Here is a 19252-nt window from a genome sequence, read left to right on the forward strand (position 1 = left end):
GACGCGCAGTGCAGCCCACCCTCGCCATGTCACACCCTGTTAGTACAGTAGATGAACATCATATACTGAAAGGCCGCAAGCGAGCTTTGACTTATGCCATCGCACACGTGGATGAAGAGCATAAAATCATCCACATCCGCTTGAGCATGAACTATGGCAAGCCATCACTGCTTACCTGTCTGTTGGGACTCGCCAAAAAGCCCGACGACGCGCAGTTTGAATACCATGCGAGGCTGGCTGATGAGGGTATAGCAAGATACTGGAGTCGAACCATCACGCTCAAGGGTGAAGCATGGGATGTCAGGGTAAGGCCGGAAAGATCAGCGCAAGGCATGCCCCTGACACTGGCAAACCCGGGCAGCCGCCTGCTTGGCAACCTGAGCAGGCGCTCGCGCAATCCATACCCGTTTTTTACCGGCACTTTATATTACGATGAGAATGACGGACCAGACCCTGAGCGCTCGTATGCCATGACAGCGGCGCATGAAGTTGGCCATCCACTATTGACGCATGCATTTGGCGCGAAATACTCATGGGGACATGCAGGAACCTCGACGATACTTGGCCGCAGAGATCAAGATGCACCAGAATACCCGGCACAGGGCGAGATCAGCCTCATGCTGTATTACAATCGCAATTCAAGTTGCGTGATAGACAGTGACAGTATTTTTAGCAGGACGATTGCCAGTGAGGGCGATGTAAAAACCCTGGTTTATATTTCTGGCCGATCGAAGTAATATGTTACTGAGCCTACATAAAGAGCGTAGCTTGACTTGCAAGACTCCGTGTGAATGGTCGCCAGATATGAGCATCTGTTTGAAAGACATTCATGTCACTTGCGTTCAACATGTATGGAACTTGGCATTTTATCTGCCACCAGCCGCGTTTCATACCTGATGGGTGCATCATACCGTTACCCGCACATCGTGGGCTTTATTTTCCAACACGCCCGAAAAGCCAAGATAAAACCGTATGGGATATATACAATTTTTTTACGACATACACTTACGAGTAGCAGGGCCTACCCCAACGTTGCAACTATTTTTTGAAAATCACCTGGCAGGAGGACAATTTTCATTTACGTCCATCGTCCACATGCCGGTTGAACTGAATTTCGAGCTCAATAGTTTTGTCGATGATGGCTATGCTGCCTTATATGGGGACTGGAATACCCTGACTGGCCGCTGGATGTTCAAGGAAGCGGCAACAGCTTATGGCTACCCATTCCCTCTCGCAAGCAGAGAGCAAGTGCTGAACTGCATCAAGGCGCTAGGTGAATTTGGCGAGACCAGGCTATACTTGGGAGAATTGTTCAAATCCAACATTGATCACTACGGACATGGGCATGCCGACAGTTGGTGCAAACAATATTGGGGAATCAGTGAAGACGTTTCTGATGCGCTGATCTCGATTGCAGATGAACACACAGACATCGTTTTTGAACTATCGCTTGCCATGCCGCAGAAGTTATTGACTTTGTTATCCAGGCGTTATGCTGATTTACAAATAACTGCATCCTCTGCCAAGCAGAATGGCAAGGGCGCAAAGAAAATCGTCATGCAGAGCGGCAAGCAGCTGCCGACACCCGCACAGACACCAGCGGATATTCAAGCGTCCGTCCAGCATATTAAAGGCGAAGTTCAGCGAAAATACTTTGATGAATTGCTGAAGCCACACGGCCTTGATGATGCAATAGTCATCGATCAGTTCGGCAATGCCATGTTTTCAGGCAGCCAGATCAACGTCAATTTAATCAAAAGCCGCCTGGCCGACGGCGACAAAGCAGAAGAAATCGCATCACGCTATATCGGGCTGACAGACAGGCATAAGGAGGTGATACATCTGCTACCGCCGTACTGGAACAAATAAGGCTGTTTGCACCGACAACCTGCAACTGCAACCAGAGTTTGCAAGAGTTGACGTCCTGTTTTACATCACCGCAATCAGCCTCACGCTGACGGTATCCTGCTCTGCGGTTTCACAGCGCTCTATGCAATAGCGCAGGTCTTCGATGAGTTCTTCATCGTCGCCTGCTTCTGCCAGGGCTTGTTCGAGTACACGCAGGGTCGCCAGCAGCTCTGCCGGGCTGACCCATTTGGCATGATCGGCCAGCCATTGTTCTGCCTCTTCTTCGCCCATGTCTTCTTCGCTGACATTGAGTTCCATATCAGAAAAATCGACAAAATCGCTGAAGGCCGCGACACTAAGGTCGGCACATTGTTCATCGAGTGCATCCATGCTGGCATACAGCGCAGCGAGATCATCCGGCGCGAAATCATCGTCGTCGTTTTCCAGTATCATCCACAAAACGGTACTCATTGTTTTTGCTCTCCAGGAAGAGGTCGGTCAAAGGGAGTTGCCAGCTTGTCAGGCTATAACTTGATGATTATCTGGTAGATCGATGACAATAAGATGACAATAGCCTTGCATTCAGCGCAGTGGCCCGCATTGCGCCAGTCTGCAGCACGCTATAATCTTTTTTATTCTGCCGCTCTGATTTTATCCTGACGCCCCCATGCAAGACCAACTGATACCAATGCTCCAGACACATACTCCACGGGACAGCACCGAAGCCGCGCACCTGAAAACCGCGCTGGATTTTGTCGCCAGCAACCCACTATGCAGCAGCCGCAGCAACCTGGCCGGGCATGTCACTGCATCGGCCTGGATTTTGTCGCCCGATGGCAAGTCTGCCCTGCTCACGCATCACAAGAAACTCAATCGCTGGCTGCAGCTCGGCGGGCATACCGACGATGCCGACACCAGCATACAGGCCGCCGCTGCCCGCGAGGCGCGGGAAGAGAGCGGCATGACAGATCTGCGCTTGCTCAGCGACGCCCTGTTTGATGTCGATGTCCACCCCATCCCCGCCCGGGGCAGCGAGCCTGCACACTATCATTACGACCTGCGATTTTCATTCCAGGCACAGCATGTCGATTTTAATGTCAGCGAAGAGTCACATGCGCTGGCCTGGGTGCCGTTGGCTACGCTGGCGGCAGAAGACGGCAATGCGTCGGTTGCCAGGATGGCGAGGAAGAGTTTGGGGGTGTCGGGGTTTGCGGATGTAGCGACGGTCAAATGAAGGTGCAGGTAAAGACATGCAAATGAAAGTTAGCCTCGCATTGCAGCTCATGTTGCCACTGACCTTACTGGTTATGGCTGCACCATCCAGTGCGACCTTCCCCATCAGTGAACTTGAACTGCTCACTTACGACAAGATGTTGTTGACGGGCACCGCACAATACGGGAAAGCATGGATAGCCTGTATAAAAACCAGCGAGGGCAAGCAAGTCACCGTCAAAAAAGGCGATACGCTCGGTACACAGCTTGGCCACATCCAGAAAATTGATGCCAAAGGTATTTATCTGACAGAAACGGTGCAACTCAATGTTAGCGAGTGGTTTGAAAGAAAATTGTTTTGGCCTGTGGTGAGTGACAAGACACTGCGTGCAGAATGCAAATGGATAGCTGCGCCTGAAAAGAGCTGGAGCTATCCTTCTCACTTTCAGGATTAGCACGCTTGCTTCCTTGTATCCTACTCACTAAACAGGACATGTTTCATGTGGTGCGTTGCAACGCACGCTACCCGTTACTTCAAAATTCCAGTAAATCTATTTTAGGAAGCGGCCACCACTCCGTCATGCCGGACTCGATCCGGCATCCAGCGACTTTGTTTGCGCACTGGTAGCACATTTATTCACCGTGCCGCAATGCGCCGCCCTGCCACTGTCCTCGCAGATAAACACCGCACGGCTTGAAGACTAACGACGCTGGATGCCGGATCGAGTCCGGCATGACGAGTTGTGGGGCTATGCGCGTTACCAACCTTGTCCGGCACTAGCCTGCAATACAATTCAACAGCAGATGCGTGAAATGATTTGCGAAGCGCTGGAACGTGGAATACGTGCGGTGCGCACGGCGCACCCTACTTTACTGCCTCAAACCCTCCGTATATTCATTTCAAGCAGCGGCCCCATACCGTCATGCCGGACTTGATCCGGCATCCAGCGGCGTTGTTTGCGCACTGATACGGCACTTATTCTCCGTGCTGCAATACGCAGCCCTGCCGCTGTCCCCGCAGATAAACACCGCATGGCTTGAAGACTAACGACACTGGATGCCGGATCAAGTCCGGCATGACGGGTGGTAGTTTATGCGCGTTGCCAATGTTGTCCGGCACTAGCCTGTAATACAATTCAACAGCAGATGCGTGACATGATTTGCGAAGCGCTGGACAAGTGATGCGTGTGGTGCGCACGGCACACCCTGCTTCAGCCTATCCGCAGTACGCTCAGTTGCCACACAAATCTCAGTCCGCCACACAAGCCCGTTTAGCCTTGTCGGTACGCAAAAAGCTGGCGCCATTCGCAAAACTGGCGCGGGCACCGCAGTGTGAACTGCATCCCTCACCCGTGGCTGACAAGACGAGCTGGTGTTGTTTGACAGTCAGCTTGATCTGGCAATTCTGAATATCGTTTTCGCCTTTGCCTGGCAGGTAGCTATACACATTGCCAGCCAGCGCGAACTTGCCATTGAGGCTGCAATTGTGGCCATTTGATTGCACGAGTATCGTCTTCACCTGTGCCTGGGCATTGCCTGTGCTTTTGATATTCAGGCAGTCTTGCACTGTCGAGTGGGTGCCATTGGCAAATTCCATGTCATGGCTGAACTCGTAGTTACCGTCGAGCTTGCCGTCTATCTTGCTGTTTGCCGGTGCGTCTTCATTCCATTGCACAAGAAATGCAATACGCCCGACATAGGCATTCTCCAGGCATTGCACAGTCTTGCAGGCATCGCGGGTAGTGCGCAACCAGCGTTGCTGGCTGGATTTGAGTAACTCACTGGTATCGGTGCCTGTGGCCGGGCTGGCCGCCTTCATCATGGCCTTGTAGGCACCGGCAAGCTGCTCATCAAGCGTCGAGAGATTGCCCGTGTCACATATCATGCGTTCCACCGGTTTGGCGGCCTTGCTGCAATCAAAGCTGGCGGCTTGCGTGGTGCTGGCCAGGGCGGAGAATAAAGTGATCAGTGCAAGGGTACAAAGTGTGCGCATAAGTGTTATATCCAGGTGGATTGTGTGGATGCGCATGGCGCAGTTTAATGATGATGTTGAAGCTTCATATATTCAAGCCTTCAAACACATCGGGCATTCATTCTTGCAGCGATGTTCGTCAATGCATGGTCGTAGGGCGCATTATAATGCGCCGCATGTGTGCGTCGTTCACGGCGACGCTTGCCATGATGTAGGGCGCGTCGTGCGCACCATCGTTGAATAACGTGAATGCCTGCATGATAAAAGCCGGTGCGCATGGCGCACCCTGCGAGCTAACTCAGCCATTGTTTTTACATCACCGCAATCAACCGCACTTGCACTGCGTTTTCTTCAGCCTCTTTGCAACGTTGCCCGATAATCTGCAATTCTTCGAGTACTTCGTTGTTGTCGCCTGATTCGCTCAGCGCCGCTTCGAGTGCGCGTATGCTGATCAGCAGTTCGGTAGGGCTGACCCATTTGGCGTTTTCGGCAGGCCAGTTTTCATCGAGGTCTTCTTCGCTGATGTTGTATTCAACATCAGAATAATCGACAAATTCGCTCAAGGCTTGCACGCCCAGTTCTTCACAGTGGGCGTCGATGTCTTCGAGCTCGTCGAGCAAATAACCGAGGTCGTCTGGTGCGACGTCGTCGCTGTCGCTTTCAAGCTGTATCCACAAGACCATGCTCATGATGTGTTTTCTCCGTGCTTGATGAAATCTTTGTCTGAAATTTTGTCTTCATTCAGGAAGGCAGCAGGCCGTCGTTGACGATGTGGACGTAGTCCAGTCCATGACGCCGGGTCGATGCCAGCACTGAGGTCACTTGCTGGTAGGTGGTAGCATGGCTGGCACGCAAAAAGATAAACTGGCGATGGTCGTGGCGCAGGGCGAGTTCCTGAAAACGCTGCTCCATCTGTTTCTTCGTGAGCACCTCGCCATTCAATTGCAAACTTCCATCGAAATCAATGTCAACGAAATGGGCATCCGCATTCGGGTCAAAAAAGGCGCAGCCGCTTGCGCCATAGTCAAGAAAATGCCTTTCTGGCGGCACAGCCATGACCAGCATGGCGATCAGCGCCAGCAAGATACCTATCATGGGAGTGCTGTCCATAGTCAGCAAGACCTCATCTTCTCTTTGCCTGCCCTGGGCTGCCTTTGCGTGCATCATGCCTTTGTCCTGGTTGTTACTGCGGGATTACTGCTGGATTAGCTGCCGCAGTCATATTACACATTTTGTAAAGCTGTTGCAAAGCGGGCAAGCTCAAGTGAAGAGAACGGCTAGCCTGGCTGACAGCGGCAAAGACCATTGTACTATCGGGCAATAAACCTGCCCGTGCCTGTCCGTTTTTAGCATCAGCCCGGCAGGCAAAAGAAATTCATCTTGATGTTCTAAGACAAGTTCTGGGGACTGTGGCATTATATTTTGGAAGTAATTCAGAAGTAGACTAAAACCACAGCATAAGTAGCCCTGAAGTAAATAAGCCAGTCTCACACCTGTAAAGGCGCGAAGCATGAAAATCTATTCGGAAATCATCGTTCTGTATGACCACGTCGCCATGCCTGGCGAAGATGATTTTTGTCCGGCATTCTGGCAGGCAGAAGAGTTTGACTCAGACGGTGATTTTTATGGCGATGATGAATCGAAGGACTGGACCACGCTGAAGCTGACCAAGCATTATGCGAATGGCCGCAATAGTGACTTTCATTTGTATGTTCATCGCGAAAAAAACGGCGATGCCGCGCATGAGCTGGCCCGCTATTTTCAATACCGCAATGATGGCCAGTACAAAGAAAAAAAGAATGTACAGGAAGCCAAGAACCTGTGCGTAGCCTCGCTTGAAATCAAGGCCGCTTCGCTGGAAGACTACCGCGAATTTTTACGCACCGTGCATTTTTTCCTGGAACACACCGGCGGCATCGCTGCCAATGTGGGCGGTTTTGATGCATGGGATTTCAAGACGGAGTTTGTGGATTGATGTTTTGTAGGGTGCGCCGTGCGCACCATGTTCGTCCATGTCCCCGTGTCCCTCATGTGCATAAATCACAAGAGATAAAAACGGTGCGCATGGCGCACCCTACGCACTCTACCCAACTATTATGGCAATCTGGCATTTCGAATTTTCATTGATTCCTACTGAAGGTATCTGCAAGGCGCATGGCAAGATGGTAGATTTTTTGCCGGAATATGGCCGACACCAGCCAGACGCACCACTCCTGGAAAACGATGATTTCTTCAATTATTGGGCAGGCTCTGATCTGTCATCGGGACCAGTGCGCTTGCTGGAGCAATTACTGCCACAAAAAACTTCGTGGAGCAGCGACGCACGCATGTATGGCAGTAAAGAACAAAGTCAGCTGGAAGTATGGGATGACGGCATACATTGCGCTTTTAACGTCGCCAATCTGGACGTCACCTTATTAACAGCCGTTATCAACATTGCGCGAGAACTGGATTGCAAGCTTGCGCTGAAAGATGGCGGCAAACTGATAGACCCAGACATGGACATGGTCATCGAAGCACTGCGGAATTCTTTAGCCTGGAAATTTGTAAAAGACCCAGAGGGAGTCCTCACTCGTGGAGAGCACGTAATTCGATGAGGCTCGTTATAATTGCCAGCTCGTAGGGCGCATTGTAATGCGCCGTATGTCAGCATGCGTGCACGGTATAGGCATTTTACCCAGGCATGCAAATATCCCTGCTACTTGATTGTCTCAACCGAATGCCTGAAAGTTTTGCAGACTATCCTGAACACGCTGCCGCGTGAAAAATACCATTCATGAACCACGGCCTGATTATCGTCTGTCAGGCTCACTTCATGTATCAATAAATCGCCGTGGCCAATTGTCGCAAATGGGGGATGAGCAAAGTCTTGCGGTGTCATGATACTGTATTCAATCACACCTGAATAAACAAGGTGGATTTTCAGGTCATGGTAGGGCCCCAGAAAACTTGCCTCTATCTGGATGGTGCGAATTTCTGAACGTTCACCACTTGCCGGTTCAGAGATACAAAACCGCTCCAGCCAGGCATCATGCAGGCTTTGGTGGCTGCGCAGGTCATAATTGCCCGTGTCTATAGCGAAGGCATACACGTCTGGCGGAAAAAGATCACGATGCTCTTGCAAGTATCGTTGATAAGACGAGAAATCGAAGTCATATTCCCCTACCTGCTGTGATTCAAAGAATTTCATCTTGTAAAAATGTGGATGTGTAGGGTGCGCCGTGCGCACCGGTCTGGAGTCTGGCGATAGGTATTCTTCGGTGCGCATGGCGCACCCTGCAAATCAGCAAATGGCAGTGCCTGCATGATAACGCGCACGAAATCACATCTCCAAATAAAAAACCGCCACGGAAGGGGGAATTCCGTGGCGGCAAAATACCTAAGGAGACACAACAATCATAGGATATCGAATTAATGTTACACAAGTATGACGGCGATATTTTACAATTGCTTACAAGCATGTAATTTACGCCTGCCTGTGTCTGCTGCTTAATGCATCTCTGTTGCGAAGCCGCGTATGGCCATCTCAGCCAACGCGCATCTTGCCGGGATGCGGTATGCCCAGTTCCCTGAGTTTTTCTTCATGGATGCGGAAAGGGCAAGTGCCCAGCCACATGTCTTCTTCCGGGTGGGGAAATTTGCTGGCGACGAAATCGACAAAGCGCCTGACCTTGGCCGACAACTGGCGGCGGCTGGGATAGACCATGGAAATCGACACCGCACCAAAGCAGTGTTCAGGAAACAGCCTGACCAGCCTGCCCTGCGCCAGGTCATCATCAATCTGAAAAGACGTGCGCAAGACCAGGCCCATGCCCGCCAGGGCGCAGGCACGCAGCACGTCGGCATTATTGCTGATGACTTTGCTCTGGATAGGGATGCTGCGGTAAGAGTCGCGGCCTATGCGCTTGTCAAAGGCCATCCAGTTATCGCGCAAAAAGTCGTAATTGAAGTTGAGGCAGCGGTGACCAGAGATATCCTCAGGCGTGGTCGGCGTGCCATGTTCCTTGAGGTAGCTGGGTGAGGCACACAGCAGCACTTCTGACGTGGCCAGCTTGCGCGAGATCATGCTGCCGTCTATCTTTTGCAAGTCCAGGTAAAAGCCGACATCGATGCCCTCTTCGACCAGATCAACCTGATGGTCAGTGATTTTGATGTCGAGCATGACATCGGGATAATCCCTGGCAAATTCGGGCAACAGCTGCGCCAGTTGCGCTTTACCGAAATGCGGTACAGAATAGATGCGCAAGGTGCCGCTGGGTTTTTTGGCCGCATAAGAGGCGATGGCATCGGCATCGTCAATATCGCTCAGGATGGCACGCACCCTGTCCAGATACACCAGACCCGTCTCTGTCAGCGACAATTTACGGGTCGAGCGGTTCAGCAATCGCGTGCCCAGATGGGTCTCCAGATCCGCGATATAACGGGTGACAACGGCGTTAGACATGTCCAGTGCCGTAGCAGCCTTGGCAAAATTGCCCAGCTCCACCACCTTGGCAAAAGTACGCATTGATTGCAATCTGTCCATTTTCAAGCCCCTTATTGTTCCTGATTCAGCAATAGTATATTCCCATTTACATACTTTATTGTTGAATCCGAAAAGCCTACACTTCCTTCCATCGGTGCAGTGCAACATAAATCAAGCTCTACACCGCGCCGCTGGCGACGACTTGTTTCAGTTGTTATCGGAAGTGAAATTTCACTTCTCATGACAATTGAGCAAGATCACCGAGGCGGCTATCTCTGAAAACTTACTTATTGATAGGAACGATCATGAATGCGAAACAACTCTTCTTGGCAACCAGCCTGACATTTTTGACAGCAACTTCTGTTTTTGCTGCTGACAACAACGCTGAAAGCACTGCACCAAAAACCCGCGCCCAAGTTTTGGCAGAACTGCAAGAATCCCGCGCCAACGGCGAAGAAATCGGCATGGAAGGCTACTCCTGGTACCCAGCCCAGAAAGCAGCTCTCGTCAAAGCCAATGAAACACGCCTGGCTGCTGACAAAGCCAATAACGACAAAGTAGCGACATCCAAAACACAAAAAGCGACACAGAACTAATTGTGTTGCCCATGTGCTGATGTGAAGGCCAGTTAATAACTGGCTGGCAGCAGGAATGATGAAACCCGGTGATCGATGATCAGCCGGGTTTTGTTTTTTGGTGCGTTGATTTTGTATAAACGCTGCTATACACACACTCAACTCAGTATTAATATCCCACAACCACTTTCTCTTACACTTTCTTCCATGGGTATAAACCCCTTCCCAATTGCACCTGATGCCATGTTTCTAAGATTAAACATGAGCACAAAAAGCTTGTTGATCCAGAATTTTGAATCGGAATGGGGCTTGACCGACGAGCGTCTCTGTTATTTTGACGATGTACTTATCGGACTAGCATCTGACACCAGCACCGATGGTAAGCAAATTTATATTTCACTGTTACCCAAGCTTGATTCAACGCGTCAATATCCCTGGCCTGACAGAGCGATGTTTATTTTGGTAATGACTAAACTACTAAGTACATCAAAAGACTGGCTGCTCATATGCGAGCGGGATGTGGATCAAACCAAGCTTAACCATATCAACGGGCTCGAAGAAACGCTCATTGCATTAAATACTGCATTAGCATTCAGTGCGGGCGAGCCCATCCATTGCCCGACTTTCTCAGCATCCTCACCAATCTAAATCTGCAGTCATATGATGTGAAGGCCGACACAGATCTATTTTCATCTTCAGTCATCCCTCCCAACCGTCATGCCAAACTTGATCTGGCATCCGGTGTCGTTATGCCCTGCGTCTGATATAAGCAAGACCGCAAAATAGTACCGCTTCACGCAATCAGCAAAACACGCTGACCGTGCACGACGAACGCCGCTGGATGCCGGATCGAGTCCGGCATGACGGGTTTGAGAGTGTGGGTTTTTATCGCGAAATACGTGCACGTAAGTCGTTTTTTCTGCTGCCTGATGACGGCGACATCTACCGCCAGCAATGAGCCCCAACATCGTCATGCCAGACTTGATCTGGCATCCAGCGTCTTTACACCGTGCTTTCCGCCTGAACTTGCACACAAAAATGCGGGTTCATGCAAACAGCAAACGCCCTGCCAATTCACAATCAAGACCATTGATTCGTAGCTAAAGCCACTGCTGCAAATTCTTGCAACACATCCAGCAACATTAGTTGTTTTTTGCATAGGTGGGTTTACTCGATATTGCAAAAATAATTATATTAAAAGACAATACACAAAGACTCATTTCAAGATAAAAACAAGAACCGGTCAGTTGCGTTGCTTTGTCGCGGATAGCGGACTGGCCCGTAGCTTTTCGCTGATCTGTTGCTGAATTCAACGCTGGTTTTGCCCAAACAAGGAGAAGTTCATGGATGTCTTGTCCACCGCTGTCACCACCTCAGCCGCAACCTCAGTTCCTGCCCCTTCCCGCCGCCGCTTTTTACAAACATCCACCGCATTAGCCACCGCCAGCATGCTGGGCATCTCGGGCGAGGCTGCGGCAGCACCGGCCTTGCACAGCAAGCACAACCTGGCAGCGCTGGCGCGCAGCATGGCTGGGCGCTTGATTTTACCGGGGGAGCTCGGTTATATGATGGCCGCCGCACCGAACAACCAGCGCTATGCCGACATCCTGCCCATCGCCGTTGCCATGTGCGCCAATGACAGGGATGTACAGTTGTGCCTGCGCTGGGCGATCGACAATCGCAAACCCTTTGCAGTGCGTTCTGGTGGTCACAATTACGCAGGCTTTTCTACTACCAGGGGTTTGCTGATTGATGTGAAGGCGATGAATGGCATCCGGGTCGATGAAAAAGAAAATACCTGCACCATCGCCGCTGGTGTCAGTAACCAGGATATGGCCAACTTCTTTAGCGGCAGCAGCCTGGCTGTGCCGTCTGGCCGTTGCCCGACCGTGGGTGCGGCGGGCCTGGTGCTGGGTGGTGGCTGGGGCTTTTCTGCCACCCATGCTGGCCTGACTTGCGATAGCCTGAAATCATCAGAAATTGTTTTACCCAACCAGCAACTGGTGGTGGCAGAAGACAAGGGCAGTTATCAGGATTTATTCTGGGGTCTGCGCGGCGGCGGTGGCGGCAATTTTGGGGTGAATACTTCGTTCACCTTTAACCTGGTGGATGTGTCACACAACGTCACGATTTTCAATATCCTCTGGCCTGCCCAGCAGCAGCTGGAATTATTTTCTGCCTTGCAGGACCTGCAGCAAAATAATCCCACCACGATTTCCACACGCAGCAAAATCGTGCCGCGCCGTGCTGGCACCAACTACACCATGGCAGACTTGCAGGTCACGACCCTGGGCCAGTTCTTTGGTGGCAAAGAAGCCGCACTCAAGGCTTTGGAGCCGGTATTGAAAATGCTCACGCCTGCCAAGGCCGACATTCGCGAAATGACTTACTGGCAGGCACGCGATTACCTGATCACCGACGACCCCAACGGCATGTATGACCTGCGGTCTTCGTACGTGGGAGAAAAAATGTCGCCAGAAGGCATGGAAATGATGCTGCGCTGGATGCTGAAATGGCCCGGTGGTTCGCTCGTGCCAGAAAACATGGGCATCCTGTTTGCCATTGGCGGCAAGGTGCGTGAAGTGCCGGTCAACGCCACGGCTTACCCACATCGCAATGCCAATTATATTTTTGAAATGGAAGCCGCCTGGGGGCCGATAGACAAGCTGGACGTGGTACAGAAGCAGCAACAATGGCTGCGCGATTACTTTACCGCCATGAGCCCTTTTGTACTGCCGCAAGCCTATGTCAATTTCCCGAACCGCGAGCAAGCAAATTGGGCAAGGGCTTATTATGGCCCTAACCTGGATCGTTTAAAGATCGTCAAACACAAATACGATCCGCACGATTATTTCAAGTTTGAGCAGAGTATTCCGCAGAAGTGAAGTGGTTTGCCTGTGGCTGGAGGTTCAGGCACTGGCCCTGATGTCGTCATGCCAGACTTGATCTGGCGTGACTGGTTTGCAAAATCCCTGAAGACCTCTCAACACAGAGACACAGAGACACAGAGAAAGCACAGAGTTTTACAAAGGAAATCTGAGTTAATGTTAGCTCCTTTGGCTTACTCTCTGGTACACGGCAATCTCACTATTCAACCATCAGCCCCCACGCCGTCATGCCAGACTTGATCTGGCATCCAGGGTTTTATGCCGTAGCCCTGCTCAAGCGTAACCGCAAAAGCAGCTTGATGTCATCAGCTAAACACGCAATGTATGTGTACGACGAACGCCGCTGGATGCCGGATCAAGTCCGGCATGACGGGATTGAGGGTCTGCATATAAACACGAAATATCTGCTCGCAATTCGTTTTGATTTTGCTGCATCATGGACGGTAACATCCACCTCCAGCAATGAGCCCCAACATCGTCATGCCAGACTTGATCTGGCATCCAGCGTCGTTACAGGCTGCCGTGCTGGTTATAATGTCGATGGTCTCTGTAAACTTGTGGAGATAGGCACTTTATGAAAAACTGCTACTGCCATGATCAACAAACCCCATGAAACCTATCTGCGCGAACTAAGGGAGACTGACTCCCCTTACCTGCTCGCCTGGCAGTTGGTGTCATTCTTTGCATTAACCCCGGAAGACCAGCGTGCCGCGGTGGGGCCGTGCGAGCCTTGGTTTGTCAAAGAAGACAGCAGCAATGCCGGTGCCAACTATTTCACCGGCATGCTGCTTTTATTATGCCAGACAGGTCATGGCCATCATTTTGATGACTGGGCACATGCAGAAGCAGATGAGATGGAAGAAACTCTGACGCGTATACATCGCAAGCTGCATTTCTACAACTGGTCAGCCGCACAATTGCAGCAAGATCAGGACTGGATATATCTACGCGCCCTGGCCAATGCCATGCTGGAGAAAGCGGGAATATGGATCAATCCTCCCAAAAAACCTCTATGGTTTCCAGAGCATATGGAGATTGATTGAGTGTTCTTATGACGCGCGGCTGGCGCATTCCTGCTCCTACGCGTTCAGCGATCTCCATCATCAAATTAGCCCCAACGCCGTCATACCAATGCTATATTCTGCCATCAATAAACATGCAGAAACCAGGCTCCACAAACATGCAGATCAACATCCTCTCCACCGCCGCTGGCATCAAACCAAACGAAGACCTGGCCTGCCACTTCACACACGCTGACGGCACCCTTGATGTGCTAATGTTTGACGGTGCCAGCTCGGTATCGGACCAGCATTATCTTGATGCCGAGCTAGGTGACCCGGCCTGGTTTGTGCAGCAATTTGCGCTGGCGCTGCAACAAACCGCCACCCCGGCACACACCCAGGCAGACTGCATCGTACATGCCCTGCAAACCTTGCGCACACAGCACAGCAGCCTGTTGCAAACTGCCGCCATGCCCGCCTATGCCTGGCCGATTGCCGCCCTGAGCTGGCTGCGCATGCCAGCGAATGGTGAAGAGTGCAGCCTGTATGCACTGGGGGATTGCAAGAGTTTTTTACTGGATGCACAGGCCAAGGTCATTGATCTTGACCCGTATGACAATCCACAGGAAGGCATACTCAAGACGGCGGTAGAAGAATTAAAACAGCAAGGTCTTGATGAACAGGCACGCTGGGCCAGGCTCCTGCCAATGCTGCGCGAGCGCCGCGTGGCACAGAACAACAGCCCGCAGCCATCGATACTTTGCCTGCACCCGCAAGGCCGATTTGCGGCGCGTGAATACAGATTCAGCCTTGCAGCCGATGAGCGCCTGTTCATGATGACGGATGGTTTTTACCGGCTGGTTGAAAGCTACCATCTCTATGACGACCAAAGCCTGATGCAGACTTGCTCAACACGTGGGCTAGAGGCGATGATGCAGGAATTGCGCATGCATGAAGCGGGCAAGTCAGGTGGCATGACAGTGAAGAAGGCGGATGATGCGACGGTAACGATGTTGAATGCGGGTCAGTGAAGATGCGCCCAAGTGAGAGCATAGCCGTAAAGAGTAACCCGCAGTTACGAGCTAAAACACTTCAAAAAATTTAAGAAATGGAACAATGTGAACGAGCTTCAGCATTTACTCGACATCATCCTGGCTCATGGCATGACAGGACGCATAATTCCAGGGCCACCACCGCAAATTATTGGAGGACACACTATGTCCGTTCATGCTGGGATAACAATATATGCCATGTCTTTTCAAGTATCCCGCAACGATCAAGGATGGATTGCGCTCACGAATGGCGAAGGACAACATGTCATTGAAACCCAAGTCTCAACTGAAGAAGAAATACTGGCCTTACTCACTTCAACATAAAATTAAAATGTGATGGCTATGCACAACATACAACAATGACCACCAACAAACTACGCATCGCCGCCTTCCAGCGCTACCCTGTGTTTGACGATCTGCAAGCAACATTAGCTCAGTTACGTACCGATCTGCAATGGTGCCAGGAACAAGGCGTTGAACTCGCCCTCTTCCCTGAATGTTATCTGCTGGGTTATTCGTCCGATGCGCAGACGATTGCACGACGTGCCATCGCCATCGACAGCCCGGTTTTCAAACAAGCACTACAACAATTATCCGCCTTCAACACCGATTTAATCCTGGGATTTTTTGAGCAGCGAGTGGCAGGCATCTACAATTCTGCCGCCGTGTTAAGGCAAGGCCAGCTCATGGGTGTATATGCAAAGCGTCACCCCAATGAGCGCGGCATAATGGCTGGTTCTGCCTCGCCCGTATTCGCCAGATCAGGCTGGTCTTACGGCATCAATATCTGCAACGACGCCAATTACCCGGCTTGCGCGGCAGAGCTCCGCCAACAGGGTGCACGCCTGCTATGCTACCCACTGAACAATATGCTGGCCCCCGCCACCGCAGAAAAGTGGCGCAGCAAGAGTATCGACAACCTGCGCCAGCGTGCCATGGAGACTGGCTGCTGGTTGGTGTCGGCCGATGTGGTCGGTGAGCATGAGGGCAAGATCAGCCACGGTTGCACCTGCATTGTCGCGCCGGATGGTCGTGTCGTTGCCCGTGTGGCAGAAGGGCAAGAAGGGGTTGCTGTATTCGATATAGGCTGAAAGCTGTCATTAAATTTTGCGCGCCCCTATCTTTCATGCATAGGTATTGCCCATCAACCAAATTGCCTTTTCATCGCCTTTAGCAATTCTATTCTGTCTTCTTCTGTCCCAATGATGGCTGTTTGAATCGGCATTTTGGGTGCTGGAGCAGACAAGCTGGGCAAGCTGACTTGCTCATACCCTGCTGCCAGGGCCAATGCATTTTTACAGTTCACATCTTGCAAGACCGCCCACACTGTTTGAATGATCTGACCAGTGAGCTTACGCGAAAAATAGGGTTCTTCAAAAGCGCGCCCCGTTTGCGCGACAAGCTCTCCATTTTTCATCAGGATGGATTCGACTGACATCCCGTCTATAGCTATGCCTGAGGTGCCGGCACTCTTGCCAGAGACAATGGCACTTTTTACCCATTCCTGAAAACACGCCATGGGTAACTCACACTGATCCCTATACGTCATCATGGGAGCCATTTCAAACAGGTGCCATATCATCCATCGCGCAGCAACTACCCTTGCCTCAACACGCTGCCCATCACTGATGATGGTGATGCAGATTTCTGGATCAAAAGAGGGCTTCAGTAATAAGCGCAATGCCTCTCCAGCGGATTGCAGGACAGGGTCCACAGCAAAACCTGGCATACCCATTGCCTGGCAAATATGATGGGCGGTATAGTCGTCTGAGCGCATGCCTGGTCTTTCGCAAAAAATCCTTGTCTGGAGAAGTTTCATTGTACCAAATGCCCAACACGGGCAACGTGGGTCCAGAGTCAATCATGACCTGCTATTTACTATTTCCTTGGAAAAATATTTCACATCTCCGCAACACCTCTTGTCACATTCATCAGTTACACTCAGCAAACGTGTGCCGTTCCTTGTGCACGCACATTCCCTGTAATACCATACACACTTAAAACTTGCCTGCCACAAACGGGCAAGATAATGGAGTCAGCATGAAATTCTCAGCCAAGATCGTCCTCTGCTCTGCCATCCCGGCCGTCCTGTTTGCCATAGGCCTGGCCACTGCCATCACCTCGCTGATGGCGACCCGTAGCCAGTTTGATAACTATATTTCAACTGAACAGGCGCTGGAGCGCAGTATTTCTGAGATGTATGCCCAGGGTTTGCAGATGGGCCAGGCTTTGCGCAATGTCGTACTGGACCCGTCGAACAAAAAAGGTGTGGATAATTTTTTGGCGGCACAAACTGCCTATGAAAAAGCCTATGAAGAGGCCAAGAAAATATCAGCCAGCAATAACACCACGCAAAGCCTGGCAGAGCTGCCCAAGTTGCGCGCCGCCCATGCCCAGGCGCAGGAAAAAATCGTCGCCATCCTCAAAGAAAAAGGCGATGCTGCGCCAGTCTTGAATGCCGAAGAAACCCCGGCCTGGCGCAACCTGCGTGCTGAGTTATTAAAGCAGCGCGATGAAGCGGGCAAGCGCTCGGCGCAGGAACATGCGAATGTCAACAGCAAGGTCAGTTTCACCATCACGCTCTCGCTATGCCTCGCTGTGCTGGCGGGCCTGGTCGCTGTGTTTTTGAATTTCTTTTGCCAAAAAACCCTGCACAAAGAACTCGGTGGTGACCCGTCTCAGGCCAGGAATGCGCTGTCGAATATCGCCAGGGGCAACCTCGCGCAAAACATAGACAATAATGCCGGTGAAGACAGCCTCATGGGTGTGCTGCAAGAGATGCAGACCTCGCTTGAATCGCTCGTCAATGGCGTGCGCGGCTCGGCCAGCGGCATAGCCCAGGCCACCAATGAAATTGCCTCTGGCAGCATGGACCTGAGCAACCGCACCGAGAGCCAGGCCAGCTCGCTGGAAGAAACGGCGGCGGCGATGGATGAACTCAATTCCACCGTCAATCACAATGCCGACAGCGCCAAAATGGCCAACCAGCTCGCCGCCCAGGCGTCTGAAGTCGCCAGCCGTGGTGGCGACGTGGTCGAGCAAGTCGTGGGCACCATGCGCGGCATTAATGAATCTTCACAAAAAATCCAGGACATCATCGGCGTTATTGATGGCATCGCTTTCCAGACCAATATCCTGGCCCTGAATGCCGCAGTAGAAGCCGCCCGCGCTGGTGAACAAGGGCGTGGTTTTGCCGTCGTCGCCAGCGAAGTGCGCTCACTGGCAGGCCGCAGTGCCGAGGCCGCCAAAGAGATCAAGGCATTGATAGGCAGCAGCGTAGAAGCCGTAGGCAAAGGCACGCAGCAAGTCGATCTGGCAGGCAGCACCATGGCCGAAGTAGTCAGCTCCATCCGCAAGGTCAGCGAAATCGTCGCCCAGATCAGCGCATCAAGTGCAGAGCAATCCACCGGTGTAGGCCAGGTCGGCCAGGCCGTCACCCTGATGGACCAGACCACCCAGCAAAACGCCGCCCTGGTAGAACAAATGGCAGCCGCCGCATCCAGCCTCAATGACCAGTCGGGTGAATTGATGAATGCGGTGTCGGTGTTCAGGACCAGGCAGAGTGGTGGTGCTGTGCGGGCGGCTTGATGGCTTTGCAGGAGCGATCAGGCCAATCAAAGCAGCGCATTAAATCACCAGTACGGCAAGCAATACAGGCAGGCACAAAAAGCCCCCCAGCATGATCCCCGCCCGCACCCGCGGGCTGGCTACCACAGTTTGCCTGCGTAGCAGGATAAGGCGGGTAATAGCGCCCGCAACCAAAGCCGTGCTCACCAAAGCGACACTGCACATAAGGATGGCGGTCCCAAATGACGAAGCATTATTGTCCGGGTTACTCACCTCCCTGAATGCGAAGATGGTGAATGCGATAATGGGTAAGCCAAGAACAAAGCCTGCAATGGACAGTGCACGGCGGCTGGGCATGAATGCCATGATGCAGAAGGGTAAAGCGTAGAAGGGCAAGAATACAGAAAATAAAAAGCTCATGAGAAATGTCATACCTGAATTCAGCAAAGATGATGGCCCACGGGATCAAGCCTTATGCAAGCCCGCGCCGCCATTGAATACACAGCATGTCATGTCGAGGTGAAGGGAGTGTGTGGTGGGTGTGAAGAATGGAACAATTCTTGATGGACGCTAGTCTGAGAACACACTTCCGCTATACAGCAACCGTAGCGTCAAGCATGGCCGTCACGTAGGGCGCATTGCAATGCGCCGCATGGGTTGCTCACATGCGGT

The 19252-nt window shown here is 51.8% G+C and carries 23 protein-coding genes; 15 read left to right on the top strand and 8 right to left on the bottom strand.

The window, feature by feature from the left end; all coding sequences use genetic code 11:
* Nucleotides 1-26: 26 nt before the first annotated feature.
* Both UNDYM_RS21080 and UNDYM_RS21085 read left to right on the top strand, forming a co-directional pair.
* Complete coding sequence (locus tag UNDYM_RS21080; protein ID WP_162042822.1) at nucleotides 27-737, top strand: hypothetical protein; 711 nt, start codon at nucleotides 27-29, stop codon at nucleotides 735-737.
* Nucleotides 738-1032: 295 nt separating this feature from the next.
* On the top strand, nucleotides 1033-1869 hold the full coding sequence (locus UNDYM_RS21085; protein WP_162042823.1) for a hypothetical protein: 837 nt from the start codon (nucleotides 1033-1035) through the stop codon (nucleotides 1867-1869).
* A gap of 60 nt (nucleotides 1870-1929) precedes the next feature.
* Here the strand turns inward: UNDYM_RS21085 and UNDYM_RS21090 are convergent, their stop codons facing one another.
* Nucleotides 1930-2319: a hypothetical protein gene (locus tag UNDYM_RS21090; protein ID WP_162042824.1), complete on the bottom strand. Its 390-nt coding sequence runs from the start codon at nucleotides 2317-2319 to the stop codon at nucleotides 1930-1932.
* A gap of 217 nt (nucleotides 2320-2536) precedes the next feature.
* Between UNDYM_RS21090 and UNDYM_RS21095 the strand changes: the two genes are divergently transcribed.
* Entirely contained in the window at nucleotides 2537-3082 is a 546-nt protein-coding gene (locus tag UNDYM_RS21095; protein ID WP_197740936.1) for an NUDIX hydrolase, read from the top strand.
* Nucleotides 3083-3098: 16 nt separating this feature from the next.
* Complete coding sequence (locus UNDYM_RS21100; protein ID WP_162042826.1) at nucleotides 3099-3515, top strand: pilus assembly protein PilP; 417 nt, start codon at nucleotides 3099-3101, stop codon at nucleotides 3513-3515.
* A gap of 794 nt (nucleotides 3516-4309) precedes the next feature.
* Here the strand turns inward: UNDYM_RS21100 and UNDYM_RS21105 are convergent.
* The 3 genes from UNDYM_RS21105 to UNDYM_RS21115 form a co-directional block, all read right to left on the bottom strand.
* Nucleotides 4310-5053, bottom strand: coding sequence for a lysozyme inhibitor LprI family protein (locus UNDYM_RS21105; protein WP_162042827.1), 744 nt, complete (start codon nucleotides 5051-5053; stop codon nucleotides 4310-4312).
* 290 nt (nucleotides 5054-5343) lie between these two features.
* Complete coding sequence (locus tag UNDYM_RS21110) at nucleotides 5344-5721, bottom strand: hypothetical protein (RefSeq protein ID WP_162042828.1); 378 nt, start codon at nucleotides 5719-5721, stop codon at nucleotides 5344-5346.
* A 52-nt stretch (nucleotides 5722-5773) separates the two neighbouring features.
* Nucleotides 5774-6199 (bottom strand): biopolymer transporter ExbD, encoded by a 426-nt coding sequence (locus UNDYM_RS21115; protein WP_162042829.1) that lies wholly within the window; start codon nucleotides 6197-6199, stop codon nucleotides 5774-5776.
* 343 nt (nucleotides 6200-6542) lie between these two features.
* Between UNDYM_RS21115 and UNDYM_RS21120 the strand changes: the two genes are divergently transcribed.
* Nucleotides 6543-7007 carry a hypothetical protein gene (locus UNDYM_RS21120; RefSeq protein WP_162042830.1) on the top strand — a complete coding sequence of 155 codons (465 nt, stop codon included), beginning with the start codon at nucleotides 6543-6545 and terminating at the stop codon, nucleotides 7005-7007.
* 121 nt (nucleotides 7008-7128) lie between these two features.
* A complete protein-coding gene (locus UNDYM_RS21125; protein ID WP_162042831.1) occupies nucleotides 7129-7629 on the top strand; it encodes a hypothetical protein in 501 nt (166 codons plus the stop codon).
* 101 nt (nucleotides 7630-7730) lie between these two features.
* Here the strand turns inward: UNDYM_RS21125 and UNDYM_RS21130 are convergent, their stop codons facing one another.
* Together UNDYM_RS21130 and UNDYM_RS21135 are read right to left on the bottom strand one after the other, a co-directional pair.
* Entirely contained in the window at nucleotides 7731-8300 is a 570-nt protein-coding gene (locus tag UNDYM_RS21130) for a hypothetical protein (protein WP_162042832.1), read from the bottom strand.
* 258 nt (nucleotides 8301-8558) lie between these two features.
* Nucleotides 8559-9557, bottom strand: coding sequence for a LysR family transcriptional regulator (locus UNDYM_RS21135; protein ID WP_162042833.1), 999 nt, complete (start codon nucleotides 9555-9557; stop codon nucleotides 8559-8561).
* Between the two features lie 245 nt (nucleotides 9558-9802).
* On the opposite strand from UNDYM_RS21135, the gene UNDYM_RS21140 reads away from it, so the two are divergent.
* The 8 genes from UNDYM_RS21140 (at nucleotide 9803) to UNDYM_RS21175 (ending at nucleotide 16104) form a co-directional block, all read left to right on the top strand.
* Complete coding sequence (locus UNDYM_RS21140; protein ID WP_162042834.1) at nucleotides 9803-10093, top strand: DUF4148 domain-containing protein; 291 nt, start codon at nucleotides 9803-9805, stop codon at nucleotides 10091-10093.
* Nucleotides 10094-10333: 240 nt separating this feature from the next.
* Nucleotides 10334-10720 (top strand): hypothetical protein, encoded by a 387-nt coding sequence (locus UNDYM_RS21145; protein ID WP_162042835.1) that lies wholly within the window; start codon nucleotides 10334-10336, stop codon nucleotides 10718-10720.
* A gap of 695 nt (nucleotides 10721-11415) precedes the next feature.
* A complete protein-coding gene (locus tag UNDYM_RS21150; RefSeq protein WP_232063557.1) occupies nucleotides 11416-12957 on the top strand; it encodes an FAD-binding oxidoreductase in 1542 nt (513 codons plus the stop codon).
* 230 nt (nucleotides 12958-13187) lie between these two features.
* Complete coding sequence (locus UNDYM_RS21155) at nucleotides 13188-13538, top strand: hypothetical protein (RefSeq protein ID WP_162042836.1); 351 nt, start codon at nucleotides 13188-13190, stop codon at nucleotides 13536-13538.
* A 15-nt stretch (nucleotides 13539-13553) separates the two neighbouring features.
* Entirely contained in the window at nucleotides 13554-14003 is a 450-nt protein-coding gene (locus UNDYM_RS21160; RefSeq protein ID WP_162042837.1) for a hypothetical protein, read from the top strand.
* Nucleotides 14004-14140: 137 nt separating this feature from the next.
* Entirely contained in the window at nucleotides 14141-14992 is an 852-nt protein-coding gene (locus UNDYM_RS21165) for a SpoIIE family protein phosphatase (RefSeq protein WP_162042838.1), read from the top strand.
* A gap of 186 nt (nucleotides 14993-15178) precedes the next feature.
* Complete coding sequence (locus tag UNDYM_RS21170; RefSeq protein ID WP_162042839.1) at nucleotides 15179-15337, top strand: hypothetical protein; 159 nt, start codon at nucleotides 15179-15181, stop codon at nucleotides 15335-15337.
* A gap of 35 nt (nucleotides 15338-15372) precedes the next feature.
* Nucleotides 15373-16104, top strand: a complete 732-nt coding sequence (locus tag UNDYM_RS21175; protein WP_162042840.1) for a carbon-nitrogen hydrolase family protein — start codon at nucleotides 15373-15375, stop codon at nucleotides 16102-16104.
* 53 nt (nucleotides 16105-16157) lie between these two features.
* Here UNDYM_RS21175 and UNDYM_RS21180 read toward each other — a convergent pair whose 3' ends face one another.
* Nucleotides 16158-16790 carry a hypothetical protein gene (locus UNDYM_RS21180; RefSeq protein WP_162042841.1) on the bottom strand — a complete coding sequence of 211 codons (633 nt, stop codon included), beginning with the start codon at nucleotides 16788-16790 and terminating at the stop codon, nucleotides 16158-16160.
* A gap of 263 nt (nucleotides 16791-17053) precedes the next feature.
* Here UNDYM_RS21180 and UNDYM_RS21185 point away from each other — a divergent pair, with 263 nt between their 5' ends.
* Entirely contained in the window at nucleotides 17054-18601 is a 1548-nt protein-coding gene (locus tag UNDYM_RS21185) for a methyl-accepting chemotaxis protein (protein WP_162042842.1), read from the top strand.
* A 39-nt stretch (nucleotides 18602-18640) separates the two neighbouring features.
* Here the strand turns inward: UNDYM_RS21185 and UNDYM_RS21190 are convergent, their stop codons facing one another.
* The gene (locus UNDYM_RS21190; RefSeq protein ID WP_162042843.1) at nucleotides 18641-19000 is read right to left on the bottom strand and encodes a hypothetical protein; all 360 of its coding nucleotides are present in this window, start codon (nucleotides 18998-19000) and stop codon (nucleotides 18641-18643) included.
* Nucleotides 19001-19252 lie beyond the last annotated feature (252 nt).

This window comes from Undibacterium sp. YM2 (genome assembly GCF_009937975.1).
In the GTDB taxonomy this organism is placed as follows: Bacteria; Pseudomonadota; Gammaproteobacteria; order Burkholderiales; family Burkholderiaceae_D; genus Undibacterium.

Excerpts from the sequence above, each read along its gene's own strand:
- UNDYM_RS21190 (WP_162042843.1), bottom strand. The coding sequence starts at position 19,000 with ATGAGCTTTTTATTTTCTGTATTCTTGCCCTTCTACGCTTTACCCTTC.
- UNDYM_RS21160 (WP_162042837.1), top strand. The coding sequence starts at position 13,554 with ATGATCAACAAACCCCATGAAACCTATCTGCGCGAACTAAGGGAGACT.
- UNDYM_RS21135 (WP_162042833.1), bottom strand. The coding sequence starts at position 9,557 with ATGGACAGATTGCAATCAATGCGTACTTTTGCCAAGGTGGTGGAGCTG.
- UNDYM_RS21155 (WP_162042836.1), top strand. The coding sequence starts at position 13,188 with ATGCCAGACTTGATCTGGCATCCAGGGTTTTATGCCGTAGCCCTGCTC.
- UNDYM_RS21105 (WP_162042827.1), bottom strand. The coding sequence starts at position 5,053 with ATGCGCACACTTTGTACCCTTGCACTGATCACTTTATTCTCCGCCCTG.
- UNDYM_RS21140 (WP_162042834.1), top strand. The coding sequence starts at position 9,803 with ATGAATGCGAAACAACTCTTCTTGGCAACCAGCCTGACATTTTTGACA.
- UNDYM_RS21180 (WP_162042841.1), bottom strand. The coding sequence starts at position 16,790 with ATGCGCTCAGACGACTATACCGCCCATCATATTTGCCAGGCAATGGGT.
- UNDYM_RS21150 (WP_232063557.1), top strand. The coding sequence starts at position 11,416 with ATGGATGTCTTGTCCACCGCTGTCACCACCTCAGCCGCAACCTCAGTT.
- UNDYM_RS21185 (WP_162042842.1), top strand. The coding sequence starts at position 17,054 with ATGAAATTCTCAGCCAAGATCGTCCTCTGCTCTGCCATCCCGGCCGTC.
- UNDYM_RS21130 (WP_162042832.1), bottom strand. The coding sequence starts at position 8,300 with ATGCGCACCGAAGAATACCTATCGCCAGACTCCAGACCGGTGCGCACG.
- UNDYM_RS21095 (WP_197740936.1), top strand. The coding sequence starts at position 2,537 with ATGCTCCAGACACATACTCCACGGGACAGCACCGAAGCCGCGCACCTG.
- UNDYM_RS21170 (WP_162042839.1), top strand. The coding sequence starts at position 15,179 with ATGTCCGTTCATGCTGGGATAACAATATATGCCATGTCTTTTCAAGTA.
- UNDYM_RS21100 (WP_162042826.1), top strand. The coding sequence starts at position 3,099 with ATGCAAATGAAAGTTAGCCTCGCATTGCAGCTCATGTTGCCACTGACC.
- UNDYM_RS21080 (WP_162042822.1), top strand. The coding sequence starts at position 27 with ATGTCACACCCTGTTAGTACAGTAGATGAACATCATATACTGAAAGGC.
- UNDYM_RS21175 (WP_162042840.1), top strand. The coding sequence starts at position 15,373 with ATGACCACCAACAAACTACGCATCGCCGCCTTCCAGCGCTACCCTGTG.
- UNDYM_RS21110 (WP_162042828.1), bottom strand. The coding sequence starts at position 5,721 with ATGAGCATGGTCTTGTGGATACAGCTTGAAAGCGACAGCGACGACGTC.
- UNDYM_RS21115 (WP_162042829.1), bottom strand. The coding sequence starts at position 6,199 with ATGATGCACGCAAAGGCAGCCCAGGGCAGGCAAAGAGAAGATGAGGTC.
- UNDYM_RS21120 (WP_162042830.1), top strand. The coding sequence starts at position 6,543 with ATGAAAATCTATTCGGAAATCATCGTTCTGTATGACCACGTCGCCATG.
- UNDYM_RS21165 (WP_162042838.1), top strand. The coding sequence starts at position 14,141 with ATGCAGATCAACATCCTCTCCACCGCCGCTGGCATCAAACCAAACGAA.
- UNDYM_RS21125 (WP_162042831.1), top strand. The coding sequence starts at position 7,129 with ATGGCAATCTGGCATTTCGAATTTTCATTGATTCCTACTGAAGGTATC.
- UNDYM_RS21145 (WP_162042835.1), top strand. The coding sequence starts at position 10,334 with ATGAGCACAAAAAGCTTGTTGATCCAGAATTTTGAATCGGAATGGGGC.
- UNDYM_RS21090 (WP_162042824.1), bottom strand. The coding sequence starts at position 2,319 with ATGAGTACCGTTTTGTGGATGATACTGGAAAACGACGACGATGATTTC.